The sequence below is a fragment of the Pseudomonas sp. CM25 genome (assembly GCF_013179705.1).
In the GTDB taxonomy this organism is placed as follows: domain Bacteria; phylum Pseudomonadota; class Gammaproteobacteria; order Pseudomonadales; family Pseudomonadaceae; genus Aquipseudomonas.
The window spans coordinates 1-15,697 of the sequence record NZ_JABMCW010000113.1; the positions used below are offsets into that span (position 1 = coordinate 1).

Consider the following 15,697-nt stretch of genomic DNA (forward strand, 5'->3'; position numbering starts at 1 on the left):
TGTCGATGGCCTGCTTGCCGAGGATGACCAGCTGCGGCTGCTCCTTGTCGACAACGGCTTTCAGCGCCTTGGCCACGGCCAGGGAGTTCAGTTCGTCAGCGGCTTCGACCAGGATGGCACGGTCGGCCCCCAGGGCCAGGGCAGTACGCAGTTGCTCCTGGGCAGTGGTCGGGCCGACGGAAACCACGACGATCTCGGTCGCAACGCCTTTTTCCTTCAGGCGTACGGCCTCTTCCACGGCGATTTCGCAGAAGGGGTTCATGGACATCTTGACGTTAGCAAGGTCGACGCCGGAGTTGTCCGCTTTGACGCGAACCTTGACGTTGTAGTCGACCACTCGTTTGACAGCTACAAGAACCTTCATGGATTCCTCGTTACTCTCCGGTGAATAGATAGTCGCCTGGGGCAGAGCCCAGCGATGCGCGTGGGTACAAGGGCACCTCTGAAGACGTAGCGGGAGGCAGCAACTTCACAGTGACCGAACAGTCATGACCGGACTCTTGCGACAAATACTCGCGGGTCATTTTCTGTCGTGGCGTGTAAACTCCACTACAAACCGGATTTCAGCCCGAAAACCCTGCTCCACACCTGGTCTTTAGAGGTGTACCTGCGCCCGGCTGCAAGCCTACGGCGAACGTAAAACCGCTCGTATCTTGACCGTAACACCCCATCCGGTCAATACGGCAAATCGGTCACCCTCCAGCCGCGTTCCTGTGATTTTACTGGCCTGCGGCAAATTCAAACAAACGTTTGTATTGGACCCGCCAAGTGGTGTAGATATAATGCGCGGCCAAGACAAAACGGTGTAGTCCGTCATTTGCGCAGCTACAGTTTCGCTCCCGTGATGAGCCACTGTGCGCAAGCACCCATAAGACAAAGCAACAGCACGAGCCTTGATGAGTAGGAGAGAACCTGTGGAACGCGAATACATGGAATTCGACGTGGTCATCGTCGGCGCCGGCCCGGCAGGCCTGTCCGCCGCCTGCCGCCTGAAGCAGAAGGCCGCCGAAACCGGTAGCGAAATCAGCGTCTGCGTGGTGGAAAAAGGCTCTGAAGTCGGCGCCCACATCCTCTCCGGCGCGGTGTTCGAGCCCCGCGCCCTGAACGAACTGTTCCCTGACTGGAAAGCACTCGGTGCGCCGCTGAACACCGAAGTGAAGCGCGACGACATCTACGTGCTCAAGGATGCCGGCAGCGCCACCAAGGTGCCTGACCTGTTCGTGCCCAAGACCATGCACAACCATGGCAACTACATCATCTCGCTGGGCAACCTGTGCCGCTGGCTGGCCCAGCAGGCCGAAAACCTCGGCGTGGAAATCTACCCGGGCTTCGCCGCCCAGGAAGCGCTATTCGACGACAACGGCGTGGTCCGCGGCATTGTCACCGGCGACCTGGGTGTCGACCGCGAAGGCAACCCCAAGGACGGCCTGTACACCCCGGGCATGGAGCTGCGCGCCAAGTACACCCTGTTCGCCGAAGGCTGCCGCGGCCACATCGGCAAGCAATTGATCAAGCGCTTCGATCTCGACAACGAGTCCGATGTCCAGCACTACGGCATCGGCCTGAAGGAAATCTGGGAAATCGACCCGGCCAAGCATGAGCAGGGCCTGGTGGTGCACACCGCCGGCTGGCCGCTGGACGTGGTGGCCAAGGACAACACCGGTGGCTCGTTCCTTTACCACCTGGAAAACAACCAGGTGGTGGTCGGCCTGATCGTCGACCTGTCCTACGCCAACCCGTACCTGTCGCCATTCGACGAATTCCAGCGCCTCAAGCACCACCCGGTGATGAGCCAGTACCTCGAAGGCGGCAAGCGCATCAGCTACGGTGCCCGGGCCATCTGCAAAGGCGGCCTGAACTCGCTGCCGAAAATGGTCTTCAACGGCGGCGCGCTGATCGGTTGCGATCTCGGCACCCTGAACTTCTCCAAGATCAAGGGCAGCCACACCGCCATGAAGTCCGGCATGCTCGCCGCTGAAGCGGTGGCCGAGGCCCTGGCCGCCGGCCGCGAGGGTGGTGACCAGCTCGACGGTTATGTCAGCGCGTTCAAGGCCAGCTGGCTGTATGACGAACTGTTCGCCAGCCGCAACTTCGGCCCAGCCTTGCACAAGTTCGGCCCGCTGCTCGGTGGCGCGTTCAACTACGTGGACCAGAACTGGTTCGGCGGCAAGCTGCCGTTCACCCTGCACGACACCAAGCCGGACTATGCCTGCCTGAAGCTGGCGGCCGACTCGCAGAAGATCGACTACCCGAAACCGGACGGCAAACTCAGCTTCGACAAGCTCAGCTCGGTATTCCTCTCCAGCACCAACCACGAAGAGGAACAACCCTGCCACCTGAAGCTGACCGACCCGAACGTGCCGATCGCCAGCAACCTGCCGCTGTACGACGAACCGGCCCAGCGCTACTGCCCGGCAGGCGTGTACGAGGTGGTCACCCAGGAAGACGGCAACAAGCGCTTCCAGATCAACGCGCAGAACTGCGTGCATTGCAAAACCTGCGACATCAAGGACCCGGCCCAGAACATCACCTGGGTCACCCCTGAAGGCGCTGGCGGGCCTAACTACCCGAACATGTAAGGCCCCTGCCCTGGCTGTAACAAAAAGCCCCCGGCTCGTGAGAACCGGGGGCTTTTTGTTGCCTCCTGGTGTCAGGCCGTACGCACTTCCTCGAAAAGCTCTGGATGACGGTCCAGCAGCTTGAGCAGTTTCACCAGCGCCACTGGCGGCGTGGTCTTGCCGTTTTCATAGCGGGAGAATGCATTGACCCCACCGCCGAAAATCTCACCCGCTTCGCGCTGGTCGAGGTCGAACTTTCTGCGTATGGAGGCAATAAAGGAAGGATCTACAACAGTTGCGTTGATCTGGCGCTCGAATACCGTCATCAGGTGACTGACGCGCATGGCTTCATCATGACTCAGTACACATTCACCACATGCGGAACAGTAATCGCCACTTACTTCAGGGATCACTGTCGCCTCTCCTTTGTAGCTATAGGGCATGCCCTGAACGTCAGGTGCAAGCTCCGAGCCGCCGCATATTGGACATCTCATGGTTACAACTCCTTGAAAGACACGATGAGCACGTCGTCTACCACGGACAATTTCAGATAAACGTACCCAATTGCTGTAAGCGGGCGATACACGTCCTCCCAGACCCGATGATCAATATGGCTGGTCATGCTCTTGTAGAAATCATTGCGCCTCAAGCTGTTGATTACTTCAAGCATGCCCGAAAAATCCATTCCCAGCGCCTTGGCACCTCTCAATGCAGCGCCCGTAGGGCTGATTCGCCTTGCCGCAGCCAAGGCCTTCACCCGCTCCAGCGGGCAGTGAGGCGTTCTCTTTTCCATGAGAAATTAACCTTCCAGGTTAAATTTGGCTAATAGGTTATTCCAATAACCCCCGCCCAGAAGTCTGCCTCACCACCCCACAGCCGTTACCGGCTCATTTGTCACCGCACATGATCGGCATCGGCTCTGCCGCCAGCCCCAATGGCTCGCGACGCCCGAAATACAAGGCGGTCAGCAGCCCCACAGCGCCCATCACCAGACAAAAGCCGACACACACCCACGGGCTCCACGGCATCAGCGCGATCAGCGCCAGCGGCGTGGTGCTGGCCCACAGCGCGTAGGCCACGTTGTAGGTAAAGGAAATGCCCGACACGCGAATCTCCGCAGGGAACAGCCCCACCATGATCGACGGCACCACGCCCACCACACCGCAGCTCAACCCGGCCAGCGCATAGGCCAGCCAGGTCATGCCCCACTGCCCCACCAGGCTGGCGTACAACGCGCCGATCCCCAGCGGCAACAGCAGGCTGTAGAGCATCAGCGCACGCCAGGCGCCCACGCGATCGACCAGCAGGCCAGCCAGCACGCAGCCGATGTTGAGGAAGACGATGCCCACGCTGCTGAGGGCAAAGGTATGCCCGGCACTCATGCCGAAGCGCTGTTGCATCACCGTCGGGGTGATCACCACCAGCACCACCACGGCAGAGGTCAGCACACAGGTCAGCAATGTTGCCGGGATCAGCGCCCCACGGTGCTCGCCCAGCACCCGCCGCAGCGGGAACTTCACCGGCTGCTGCTGGCGTGCGCGCAGGGCCAGAAACACCGGCGTTTCGCTAAGCCAGCGGCGCAGCCACACACCGATTACCCCAAACACCCCACCCAGCAGGAACGGATAGCGCCAGGCGTAGTCGAGGATTTCCTGTGGGCTGAACAGCTGCGCCAGCAACGTCGCGGTCAGCGCCCCCAGCAGGTAACCGAAGGTCAGCCCGGCCTGAAGGAAGCCCAGGGCATAACCACGCCGCCCGGTCGGGGCATGCTCGGCGACGAAGGTCCAGGCACTTGGCACTTCGCCGCCTACCGCAGCGCCCTGCAGGATGCGCAGGGCCAGCAGGATCAGCGGCGCGGCATAACCGATGTCGGCATAGGTCGGCATCACCCCGATCAGCAGGCAAGGCAGGGCCATCATCAGGATGCTCAGGCTGAACACCCGCTTGCGCCCCAGGTGGTCGGCGAAATGCGCCATCAGGATGCCGCCCAGCGGCCGTGCCAGGTAACCGGTGACGAAGATGCCGAAGCTTTGCAGCAGGCGCAGCCACTCGGGCATCTCGGGCGGGAAGAACAGCTGGCTGAGGGTTAGCGCAAAGAACACGAAGATGATGAAGTCGTAGATTTCCAGCGCGCCGCCCAGCGCCGCCAGGCCCAGGGTCCGATGGTCGCTGCGGCTGAAGCGCGGCGGGCGAGCGGTATCGATGGCAGTCATGGCAGGGTCCGCAAATCGGCAAAGGGCAAGAGCATAACAAATACCTGCCGCGTTGCCCTGCCCGCTGCGTCGCTAGCGGTTGAACACCGTATGCGCAAAGTTGGCGCGCGGCCGTGGCCGCGTCGTGGTAGCGGGCATGGCGCCTGGCAGCGGCAACTTGCCGACCAGCAGCGGTGCGTCGATGATCGTCATGAACGACTCCAGCGCCTCGTTATCGGGCACCTGGGGCAGGCTCAGGCTGACGGCCTGGCGCTCGGTCTGCGGTACGGCTGGCACCTTCAGCTGGGTGGAGTGGTAAAGCAGGGCGTGCTGGATTTGCGTGCTGACCCGGCAGAAGCGCTCCAGGTCGACCCCGGCATGGCTGGCCAGCTCGATATTGCCCAACAGCAGGTGGAAGGGCTGCAAGGCGCAATGCACCAGGCGCTGCAGCTCCTCGAAACTGTCCACGGGGGCTATGCGGAAGTAGCCCAGGCCGTTGAGCAGCCGCTCCAGCTGCAAGCGCTGACAAGGGTGTGCGTCGGCGATGAGGATGCGCAGGGTCTTGTTTGCCATGGACGGACCTGGGCAGTTGGCTGATAGGTAGGCTCCATGACCATAACTGCGCCAGTGACGGCTACTGCCAAACCCACGCGTGGCAGCGGTCTTCTTTGATAAAAGTCGGGAAAGCCGCATAAATCAAGTGATTGACTGACGGAATTTTCATTTCGCTTTAACTCGGCAATCAGGATTCCCACTCACGCATGCGCACCCTGCAGTGCTTCATGGCATTGACGATGTGCTTTTCCACCACGCTGCGGGACACGCCCAGGTGTTCGGCAATCTGCTGGTGCGACAGGCCTTCGAGCTTGCGCAGCAAAAAACATTCGCGGCACACCTGGCCCAGTTCATCCAGCGCGCGCTGCATCAGCGCCAGGCGCTGATCGAGCTGCATGTCATGCGTGAGCGCCGGGCTGTGCCAGCGCTCGTCGCTGTCCAGCACCTCCAGCGGCTCGGACTGGCGCACCAGATGGCGCCGATGGCGGTCGACCACCAGGTTGAGCGCGGTGCGGTAGAGGAAGGCGCGCGGGTGCTCGATGCGCTCGGCGTCAGTGCGCTCCAGCACCCGCAGGTAAGCATCGTGCGCCACGTCCTCGGCGGCCTGGCGACTGCCCAGGCGGGCGGAGAGGAAGCCCACCAGTTCGCGATAATAATGTTCCACGACGTTACCTGAGATCGTCCTGCCAGCTTATGCCCGAAAATCCTTTCAGGCGGCAACGCGGGACCGAGTGATGTCAACGTGCGATCTTACAAATTATAATTATTCTCAGCAACAGGGGTGTGTCTGAAGAGGTTTGCCGCCACGAAGTTGTCAGCTCCAACCCGATATCCGCTAAATCCCCCCCTCCCGCTCTCGTCTATCTGGCACCCGGTCCGCGCCTGCCACCCGTGCGTACCCACACCCCTCGGCTGGATGTCTGCATGAGACCTTTAACCAACACCCGTCGCCGTGTCCTGCTCACCGGCCTGGGCCTGCTCGGCCTTGGCAGCCTGCTGGCCTGGAAGACCCTGCCCTACGGCGCGCAGCCGCTGAGCACGGTTGCCGTGACCCGCGCCGACATCGAAAGCAGCGTAACAGCGCTGGGCACCCTGCAGCCGCGGCGCTACGTGGACGTTGGCGCACAAGCGTCCGGGCAGATCCACAAGCTGCACGTCGAAGTCGGCGACACGGTGCGCAAAGGCGAGCTGCTGGTCGAGATCGACCCCTCCACCCAGCAGGCGCGGCTGGATGCCGGGCGCTTCTCGATCGATAACCTCAAGGCCCAGCTGGCCGAGCAACGTGCCCAGTACCTGCTGGCCCAACAGCAGCTCAAGCGCCAGCGCGACCTGGCCGTCGCCGGCGCCACCCGTGACGAGGACGTGCAAACCGCCGCCGCCCAGCTGAAAGTCACCCAGGCGCGCATCGACATGTTCCAGGCGCAAATCCGCCAGGCCCAGGCCAGCCTGCGCAGCGACGAGGCGGAACTGGGCTACACGCGTATCTACGCGCCCATGGACGGCACGGTGGTGGCGGTGGATGCCCGTGAAGGGCAAACCCTCAACGCCCAGCAACAGACGCCGTTGATCCTGCGCATTGCCAAGCTCTCGCCGATGACCGTATGGGCCCAGGTGTCGGAGGCCGACATCGGCAAGGTACAACCGGGCATGACCGCTTACTTCACTACCCTGGCCGGCGGCAAGCGCCGCTGGACCAGCACCGTGCGGCAGGTGCTGCCGATCCCGCCCAAACCGCTGGAGCAGTCCAGCCAGGGTGGCGGCAGCCCGGCCAGCGTCAGCAATGGCAGCGCCGGCAGCCAGGTAGTGCAGTACAGCGTGTTGCTGGATGTCGACAACCCGGACGGGGCGCTGATGGCCGATATGACCACCCAGGTGTTCTTTGTTGCAGGCCAGGCCAGCCAGGTGCTGACCGTGCCACTGGCGGCGCTGGAGGACGGCGACGACCTGCGCCTGGCGCATGTGCTTACCGGCGAGGGCAAAGTGGTGCAGCGCCAGGTACGCACCGGCCTCAGCGACCGCCTGCGAGTGCAGGTGCTGGAGGGGCTCGACGAAGGCGAGCGCCTGGTCATTGGCGCCCCTGGCGTGAGCGGAGGCTGAATGAGCACGCCATTGATCGAGCTGGTCGACATCCGCAAGTCCTACGGCGGCGTCGAAACGCCCAAGGTCGACATCCTTCACGGCATCAGCATGCGCATCCACCCCGGTGAGTTCGTCGCCATCGTCGGTGCCTCGGGCTCTGGCAAGTCGACCCTGATGAACATTCTTGGCTGCCTCGACCGGCCTACCTCCGGCAGCTACCGGTTTGCCGGCAGGGACGTGGCCGAACTGGACAGCGACGAACTGGCCTGGCTGCGCCGCGAAGCGTTTGGCTTCGTGTTCCAGGGCTACCACCTGATCCCCTCGGGCTCGGCTCAGGAAAACGTGGAAATGCCGGCCATTTATGCCGGCATCGACGCCAGCGAACGCCACGCCCGCGCCAGCGCCCTGCTCGGCCGGCTGGGATTGGCCAGCCGCACCGGCAACCGCCCGCACCAGTTGTCTGGCGGCCAGCAACAACGAGTGTCGATTGCCCGCGCGCTGATGAACGGCGGCCATATCATCCTCGCCGACGAGCCCACCGGCGCCCTCGACAGCCACAGCGGCACCGAGGTGATGGCGCTGCTCGACGAACTGGCCAGCCAGGGCCACGTGATCATCCTGATCACCCACGACCGCGAAGTGGCGGCGCGGGCGCAGCGGGTGATCGAGATCCGTGATGGCCTGGTCATCAGCGACTCGGCCGCCGAGCAACGCCCCGCCGACACCGGCCAAGGGCTGCAGGCCGACCAGCTGCGCCAGCGCCTGGACCGTGGCGCAACCTTGCGCGGGGCGTGGAAAGGCGAGTTGATCGAAGCCCTGCAGGCCGCCTGGCGGGTAATGTGGGTCAACCGCTTCCGCACCGCCCTGACCCTGCTGGGCATCGTCATCGGCGTGGCCTCGGTGGTGGTCATGCTGGCGGTGGGCGAAGGCAGCAAGCGCCAGGTGATGGCGCAGATGGCCGCCTTCGGCTCCAACATCCTCTACCTCAACGGCAAACCGGCCAGCCTGGGTGAACAGGCCGGCACCATCACCCTGGATGATGTCGCCGCCATCGGCCAGCTGCCGCAGGTCAGGCACGTGATGCCGGTGATCGGCGAAAAGATGATGGTGCGCCATGGCAACAGCAGCCAGCGGTTCTACGTGGGCGGCAACAACACCTGGTTTCCCGAGATTTTCAACTGGCCAGCGGTCGAAGGCAGCTTCTTCACCGACGCCGACGAGCGCAACGGCGCGGCAGTGGCGGTGATCGGCCAGAAAGTGCGGGAAAAGATGCTCGAGCCCGGGCGCGATCCGCTGGGGCAGTACATCCTGATCGGCAATGTGCCGTTTCAGGTAGTCGGCATCCTGGCCGGCAAGGGCGCCAGCTCGGGCGACCAGGACAGCGACGGGCGCATCGCGGTGCCCTACTCCGCCGCCGCCATCCGCCTGTTCGGCCAGCGCGACCCGGACTACATCACTGTCTCGGCCATCGACTCTACCCGCGTAAACGAAGCCGAAGCGGCCATCGAGCGGCTGTTGCGCCAGCGCCACAACGGCCGCCAGGATTTCGAGCTGACCAACGATGCGGCACTGATCCAGGCCGAAGCGCGCACGCAGAACAGCCTGTCGCTGATGCTTGGGGCGATCGCAGCCATTTCGCTGCTGGTGGGCGGTATCGGCGTGATGAACATCATGCTGATGACCGTGCGCGAGCGTACCCGGGAAATCGGTATCCGCATGGCAACCGGTGCACGCCAGCGCGACATCCTGCGCCAGTTCCTCAGCGAAGCGGTGATGCTGTCGATGGTCGGCGGCCTGGCCGGCATCGTCCTGGCCCTGGCCATCGGCGGTGGCCTGATGCTGGCCGAAGTGGCGGTGGCCTTTGCCCTGCCCGCCATGCTCGGCGCGTTCGCCTGCGCCGTCGTCACCGGCATCGTGTTCGGCTTCATGCCGGCACGCAAGGCCGCCCGCCTTGACCCGGTCAAAGCCCTTACCAGCGAATAGCCCATGACATTGCCCAGCCGCATCAGCCTGTTGACCTTGTGCCTGCCCCTGTGTGCAACCATTGCCGCCTGCAGCACACCGCCCACACCCGCCAGTGGCATCGCCGCGCCGCCCGCCTGGCAAGGCGGCACATCGGCGTCGGCACAACGGCCGACAACAAAATGGTGGCATGCCTTCGCCAGCCGAGAGCTGGACCGCCTGGTGCAGCGGGCCCTGCTCAATGCCCACGACCTGGCCGCCGCCACCGCGCGGGTACGCCAGGCACAGGCGCGGGCGGTGATTGCTGGCGCGCCTTTGCTGCCAGAGCTGCAACTGGGCCTGAATGGTGAACGCCAACGCCTGCTGCACGGCGATGGCAACGACCAGCTCGACGTCAGCCGCAACCAACCCACCAGTACCTCGTTCGACATGCAGCTCAGCGCCAGCTACGAAATCGACTTCTGGGGCGGCCTGCGCGCGACCCGCGACAGCGCCTTGCGCACGCTTGATGCCAGCCGCCTGGACCGCAAGACCGTAGAGCTGACGCTGGTCAGCGCGGTCGCCGACAGCTACCTGCAAGGGCTGGCCCTGGAACAGCAGTTGCGCATTGCCCGCCTTAACCTGCGCAACGCCCAGGACGTACTGAAGCTGGTCGAGGCGCGCCAGCGCAGCGGTTCTGCGACCCGCCTGGAGCTGGCCCAGCAGCGCAGCCTGGTCGCCACCCAGCAACGTCAGCTGCCGCTGCTGGAACAGAAATGGCAGGACAGCCGGGTCACCCTGGCGACCCTGCTCGGCGACCCCGTGCAGTCGCTGCCCGCCAGCCAGGAGGCGATCGATGCGCTGCAATGGCCGGCCATAGGCAGCGGCGTGCCCAGTGAACTGCTCACCCGTCGCCCGGACATTGCCGCGGCAGAAGCACGGCTGGCTGCAGCCAGTGCCAACGTGCAGGTCGCCCGCGCCGCCATGCTGCCCAAGCTTACCCTTGGGGCCAATCTGGGGGCTGGCGCCAACACCTTTGCGCATTTGTTCGACAGTTCCTACTACACCCTCACCAGTGGCCTGGTCGCACCCATCTTCAACAATGGCCGGCTGCGCGCCGCGCGCCAGCTGGCCGAAGCCGAGCAGGCGGAGCTGTTGGAGGCCTACCGCAGCAGCATCCTCGCCGGGTTTGCCGATGTGGAGAAAGCGCTCAATGCGATCCAGGGCGTGGACCGCCAGCGGCAGTGGCAGGATGAAGAGCTGGATCAGGCGCGGCTGGCGTTCGACCTGGCGCAGCAACGCTATGGGGCGGGGGCCGAAACCCTGCTGACCGTGCTGGAGACCCAGCGCACCTTGTATGTGGCACAAGACCAGCAGGCGCAACTGCGGCTGGCGCGGTTGCAGGGTAGCGTGGCGCTTTACAAGGCGCTGGGGGGCGGGTGGGAGGTTGGGCGGTAGGGTTCATCGACCACATTGCCGGCAGGCCGGTTCTCATAGGGACCGCATCAGGGCTGACAGGCGCTGAATATACCAAGGCATACACCTGTCAGCCCTGATGCAACCTGCACATACCATGGAATTCCCCACAGGTACGGCAGCGATAGCCCCAAAACAGCCCGCAGCTAAGCTCGAACCTTCAGATTGCGCGCATACCACGGCCGCTGCGGCACCCTGGGCCGCAGCTTGTCGAACAGGCCTTCATCGCTGTAGATGATGCGCAATGCCAACTTCATGGTCTCCGGGTCCATCTCCACGCTGCGCCCCGGCCGCAGCCCTGGCACCGTCGAACACCCGTGGGTATCCGGCCCCAGCCACGGGTCCGCCACTTCCACCCAGCGCCCCGGCGCAAACCAGGGCACGCCGTTGACCTCAAGGCGCCGCACCTCACCGGGGTGAAGCCGTTCATGGGCACGGAACCAGTCCTCGATGCGGTCGTCTATCCAGCCGTGAAAATGCCAGAACACCGGGTTTACATGGGATGAAAACGGGTCGCCAAGAAAGTCGTTTTCCGCCGCGAACCAGCGCTCGGCAAAGTCATCCGGCGTGCGTGCCGTCGGCACCGGCATGCCGTTGGAGGGGTCACGCGGCACCGAGGCCCAGCGCATGTGCAGCCAGTCGTGCAGGCCCAGCTCCACCTCCGAGCCGAACTGGCCCAGGGTCAGGGTGCTGAGGTAGTCCGGGTCGGTGTAGCGCGACTCCCAGACCTGGAAGTTGCCGTGGAAGGTGTCCGGGGTCTTGATGTCGCGCACCCACTGGGTGTATTCCCCGTCACCGCTGGCCAGCCAGGTCGGCGGCAAGGCAGTGCCGTCATGGTTGTCGAAGTAGCGGGCAAAGCCTGCGCGGTCACGCTCGAGCTCGGGTTGCGGCAGCGGAAAACGCGTCCATGAGGGCAAGTCTTGCAAGGCTCGGGCGCTGCCGAGCATGTGCCGGTGCATGAAGAAAAAGTCCTCGCCCGAGCCGTTGCGGTCTTTGTGCCGGCCACGTGCGTCACGCTCGTGGTCTCGTGGCCCTGGCTGCCAGCCCAGGCCGCGCAGCGCGCCCTGCTTGTCCTTGTCCAGCTTGTGCCATTTGTCCCGCGACGAATGCCACAGCTGGTGGAACAGGCGATGCTCCGGGGCGATCAGCCGGGCCAGCAGTACCGGGTTGAGCGGGGTACGCTCGCGCGCCTCGGGGAAGGTGCGCTTCACGGCCAGGAAACGGTTGTCCTGCACGGGCAACGACAGTGCGCGGTCCATGCATGCGATGCGCCCGTTGAGGCTTGCCGGGCCGGCGTTGCCGAAACGCCCCCAGACCTGATCGAGCACAATATGGCATTCATAGCGGGCCTGCGCCTGACCGGTTTCGAACAGGCGCCAGCGCAAGCGGCCTGGGGTGTCTGCCAGCAAGTCGCCGACCACCCGGTAACGCGGCTGCGCATCGCCGCGCAAGCGTTCGGGGGTATCCAGGTAGCCGCGCAGGGCGCGGCCGCTGGCGGCCACGTCGAGGAACAGTTCCAGTTCGCCCATGGGCAAGCCATGCAGGCCTGCGTCCTTGCCCTGCATGGTCCAGCGCCAGATGCCGCGCAAGGTGTCGCCCAGCTGCTGCAGCCCGGTATCGGCCAGCTCGACGACGGCCTCGCCAGGGGTTTCCGGGAACTCCTCGGCGGCCCGCTGGCGTTGCACATACAGTGCACCCAGCGCACCGGGCACCACCACACCCGTCAATGCCACACCGGCGATGAAACCGCGTCGGGAAATCGTCATTGCATACCTGTGCATTCATTGCGGCCATGGAGCACGGCCCGTCCAAGGCTAGAACGTTGCGCGGGCGACGAAATTTAACGGCGCAGCGCCCCTGTCACTGGCTAAATTTCCCGGCTGCGGGCTCGTTCCCTCCAGGTAGCGGCGGCCTCTGTGCCCATCCCTCGACGGTGAACCTACTGAGACCAAGATGACGACTCCACGCTGGAAGAAAGCCCTGTTTATCAGCCTGGCCGCGGCAGTTGCCGCAGGGGCCGGGTTCGCCGCCTGGCACTACTTCGCCACACCCGCTGGCTACTCGCGCGAGGTGACCCGCCAGGCCAACGACCTGCAGCAACGCATCATCTCGTTCGATAGCCATATCACCCTGCCGCTGGCCTTCGGCACCGAAGGCAGCGAAGCCGACAAGGACGGCGATGGCCGCTTCGACCTGGCCAAGGCTGCGCGCGGGCGCTTGTCGGGCGCGGCCCTGACCATCTTCGCCTGGCCCGAGTCCTGGACCGGCAGCGGCGGCCCGCACCGCCCTACCCCGGGCTTCGTCGAGGCTGCCCGGCATACCCAGGAAGTGCGCTTCAACGCCATCAGCGCCATGGTCCGCGACTTCCCGCAGCAGGTCGGCATCGCCTACACACCGCAAGACATGCGGCGCCTGCACGGCGAAGGCAAGTTCGCGGTGTTCCTCAGCATGCTCAACGCCTACGCGCTGGGCGATGACATCGATCAACTCGACCGCTGGGCCGCGCGCGGCGTGCGCATGTTCGGCTTCAGCTACGTGGGCAACAACAGCTGGGCCGACTCTTCGCGCCCGCTGCCGTTCTTCAATGATACTGCCGATGCACTGGACGGCCTTTCGCCGGTCGGCAAGCGTGCCGTACAGCGGCTGAACGACCTGGGCGTGATCATCGATGTGTCGCAGATGTCGAGCAAGGCGCTGGTCCAGGTGGTCGCCCTCAGCCGCGCACCGGTGGTGGCTTCGCACTCGGCGCCGCGGGCGATGGTCGACATCGACCGCAACCTCTCCGACAAGGAGCTGCAGCTGATCAAGGACAGTGGCGGCGTGGTCCAGCTGGTGGCCTTCTCCACCTACCTCAAGCCCCTGAGCAGCAACACCCAGGACAAGCTCAACGCGCTGCGTGCCCGCTACGCCCTGCCACCGCTGGCCAACCTCAACTACGCACTGATGCCCGGCGATCCGGTGATTGCCGGCTGGCCCGAGCCGAAGGTGGGCCAGTATGCCAACGAGCTGTACGGCATTCTCGACGAAGAGCCGCCAGCCACCCTCAAGGACTTTGGCGACGCCATCGACTACACGGTGCGCAAGGTGGGTATCGACCATGTCGGCCTGAGTTCGGACTTCAACGAAGGCGGCGGCATCGACGGCTGGCATGACGCCAGCGAAGCACGCAATGTCACCGCCGAGCTGATCAGCCGCGGCTACTCGGAGGCGGATATCACCAAGCTCTGGGGCGGCAATTTCCTGCGGGTGTGGGAACAGGTACAGCGCACCGCGCAGCCTGTGGCCACTTCGTCTCCATAACTCGTCGAGCACAGCCATGAATGATCGCCGCACCTTTCTCAAGCAGGCTGGCCTGCTGGCTGCCGCCCTGCCCTTGAGCGGCCCGGGCGGATTGCTGCCTGCAGCCCACGCAGCGCCTGCGAAACCGCTCACGGGCGATAACTGGGCCGGCTTTCGCGAGCTGTTCGAGCTGGACCCGGGCTATGCGCACTTCGCCAACTTCCTGATCACCTCACACCCCAGGCCGGTACGCGAAGCCATCGAGTCCCTGCGTGCCCGCTTCGACCGTCACCCGGCACAGATGGTCGACTGGGACAGCCAGTCCGAGTGGAAGCACGAAGCCGCCGTGCGCGAGTCGGCCGCCCGCTACCTCGAAGTGACACCCCGGCAGATCGCCCTGACCGGCAGCACCACCGAAGGCCTCGGGCTGATCTATGGCGGGCTGAAGATTGCTCCAGGGCAGGAAATTCTTACCACCGTGCACGAACACTCGGCAGCCCGCCATACCATGGGTTTTCGCACTACCCGCGACGGCACGCCAGTGCACCGGTTGCGCTTGTTCGAAGAACCGGCCAAGGTCAGTACCGACCAGGTGCTGGCAACGATTGCGGCTGCCATCGGGCCGAAAACCAGGGTACTGGGGATGACCTGGGTCCACTCGGGCAGCGGTGTGAAGCTGCCAGTGGGCGAAATAGGCAAGCTGGTGCGCGAGGTCAATCGCCAGCGTGACGAACAGGACCAGATTATCTACGTGATTGACGGGGTGCACGGCTTTGGCGTTGAAGACGTGCGCTTCGCCGACTTCAATTGCGATTACTTCATCGCCGGCACGCACAAATGGATGTTCGGCCCGCGAGGCACCGGGATCATCTGTGCAGCCTCCAGCGAAATGAAGCTACTGACGCCGACCATTGCCTCGTTTTCGGAGAATGAGGATTTCGCCACGATCATGACGCCAGGCGGTTATCACGCGTTCGAGCACCGCTGGGCGCTGGGCAAGGCGTTCGATTTGCACCTGCAGCTCGGCAAGGCGGCAGTGCAGGCGCGTATCCATGGGCTGAACGACGCCCTCAGGCAGCGGCTTGAGGCACTGCCCGGGATCGAACTGGTCACCCCGCGCAGTGCCCGCTATTCGGCGGGTTTTACCTTCTTCCGGGTCAAGGGGGAGGATGCCGATGAGGTGGCCAAGTACCTCAACAGCCAGCGCATCGTTGTGGATGCAGTGTCGCGGGATGCCGGGCCGGTGGTGCGTACGGCGCCTGGCCTGCTGAATACCGAGGCTGAGATCGAGCGGTTGGTGGATGTATTGGCGCGACGTGTTCGCGGGTGACGCCCTGGGCGGGCGCGTTGCGGCTTCAAGCTTCAAGCTTCAAACTTCAAGCCATGGGCATCAACACCAAGTTGACATTCATTAGCGAGGATGGCGCTAAGTCACCTTTCCGCCCTTACGGCGGGTCACTTTTGTCTTGGCAAAAGTAACCAAAACCGCCCGCTCCCATCATCCGGCCCCTACGCTGCGCTTCGGGGTCCCCTCACTCCGGCCTTGCTCCCGGGAGGACCGCGCTGCAGGCCCCATCCTGGGGCCCAGCGCTTGACGGGCATCCATGCCCGTCACCT

At 64.3% G+C, this 15,697-nt stretch carries 12 protein-coding genes and 1 pseudogene; 6 read left to right on the forward strand and 7 right to left on the reverse strand.

Going from position 1 to position 15,697, the window contains the following annotated elements:
* Positions 1–364 (reverse strand): annotated as a pseudogene (locus HP546_RS14035) (electron transfer flavoprotein subunit beta/FixA family protein); the annotation flags it as partial.
* A 532-nt stretch (positions 365–896) separates the two neighbouring features.
* Here HP546_RS14035 and HP546_RS14040 point away from each other — a divergent pair.
* Positions 897–2,579 carry an electron transfer flavoprotein-ubiquinone oxidoreductase gene (locus HP546_RS14040; protein ID WP_172226146.1) on the forward strand — a complete coding sequence of 561 codons (1,683 nt, stop codon included), beginning with the start codon at positions 897–899 and terminating at the stop codon, positions 2,577–2,579.
* Between the two features lie 71 nt (positions 2,580–2,650).
* Here the strand turns inward: HP546_RS14040 and HP546_RS14045 are convergent, their stop codons facing one another.
* From HP546_RS14045 to HP546_RS14065, 5 genes are all read right to left on the reverse strand, one after another.
* Positions 2,651–3,052, reverse strand: a complete 402-nt coding sequence (locus HP546_RS14045) for a type II TA system antitoxin MqsA family protein (RefSeq protein WP_172226149.1) — start codon at positions 3,050–3,052, stop codon at positions 2,651–2,653.
* Between the two features lie 2 nt (positions 3,053–3,054).
* Entirely contained in the window at positions 3,055–3,351 is a 297-nt protein-coding gene (locus tag HP546_RS14050; RefSeq protein WP_172226152.1) for a type II toxin-antitoxin system MqsR family toxin, read from the reverse strand.
* Between the two features lie 94 nt (positions 3,352–3,445).
* Entirely contained in the window at positions 3,446–4,771 is a 1,326-nt protein-coding gene (locus HP546_RS14055; RefSeq protein WP_172226155.1) for an MFS transporter, read from the reverse strand.
* A 72-nt stretch (positions 4,772–4,843) separates the two neighbouring features.
* Positions 4,844–5,323: a histidine kinase gene (locus HP546_RS14060; RefSeq protein ID WP_172226158.1), complete on the reverse strand. Its 480-nt coding sequence runs from the start codon at positions 5,321–5,323 to the stop codon at positions 4,844–4,846.
* A gap of 169 nt (positions 5,324–5,492) precedes the next feature.
* On the reverse strand, positions 5,493–5,969 hold the full coding sequence (locus tag HP546_RS14065; RefSeq protein ID WP_172226161.1) for a sigma-70 family RNA polymerase sigma factor: 477 nt from the start codon (positions 5,967–5,969) through the stop codon (positions 5,493–5,495).
* A gap of 260 nt (positions 5,970–6,229) precedes the next feature.
* Here HP546_RS14065 and HP546_RS14070 point away from each other — a divergent pair, with 260 nt between their 5' ends.
* Genes HP546_RS14070 through HP546_RS14080 form a run of 3 tightly spaced genes read left to right on the forward strand, consistent with a single transcriptional unit; the run spans position 6,230 to position 10,783 of the window.
* Positions 6,230–7,402, forward strand: a complete 1,173-nt coding sequence (locus HP546_RS14070; RefSeq protein WP_172226164.1) for an efflux RND transporter periplasmic adaptor subunit — start codon at positions 6,230–6,232, stop codon at positions 7,400–7,402.
* The gene (locus HP546_RS14075; RefSeq protein WP_172226167.1) at positions 7,403–9,367 is read left to right on the forward strand and encodes a MacB family efflux pump subunit; all 1,965 of its coding nucleotides are present in this window, start codon (positions 7,403–7,405) and stop codon (positions 9,365–9,367) included. It abuts the gene before it with no gap.
* A gap of 3 nt (positions 9,368–9,370) precedes the next feature.
* The gene (locus tag HP546_RS14080) at positions 9,371–10,783 is read left to right on the forward strand and encodes an efflux transporter outer membrane subunit (RefSeq protein ID WP_172226170.1); all 1,413 of its coding nucleotides are present in this window, start codon (positions 9,371–9,373) and stop codon (positions 10,781–10,783) included.
* A gap of 164 nt (positions 10,784–10,947) precedes the next feature.
* On the opposite strand, the gene HP546_RS14085 is transcribed toward HP546_RS14080, so the two are convergent.
* On the reverse strand, positions 10,948–12,567 hold the full coding sequence (locus HP546_RS14085) for a PvdJ/PvdD/PvdP-like protein (protein ID WP_172226173.1): 1,620 nt from the start codon (positions 12,565–12,567) through the stop codon (positions 10,948–10,950).
* A 187-nt stretch (positions 12,568–12,754) separates the two neighbouring features.
* On the opposite strand from HP546_RS14085, the gene HP546_RS14090 reads away from it, so the two are divergent.
* The gene (locus tag HP546_RS14090; protein ID WP_172226176.1) at positions 12,755–14,101 is read left to right on the forward strand and encodes a dipeptidase; all 1,347 of its coding nucleotides are present in this window, start codon (positions 12,755–12,757) and stop codon (positions 14,099–14,101) included.
* Positions 14,102–14,117: 16 nt separating this feature from the next.
* Positions 14,118–15,410, forward strand: a complete 1,293-nt coding sequence (locus tag HP546_RS14095) for an aminotransferase class V-fold PLP-dependent enzyme (protein WP_172226179.1) — start codon at positions 14,118–14,120, stop codon at positions 15,408–15,410.
* Positions 15,411–15,697: the final 287 nt, after the last annotated feature.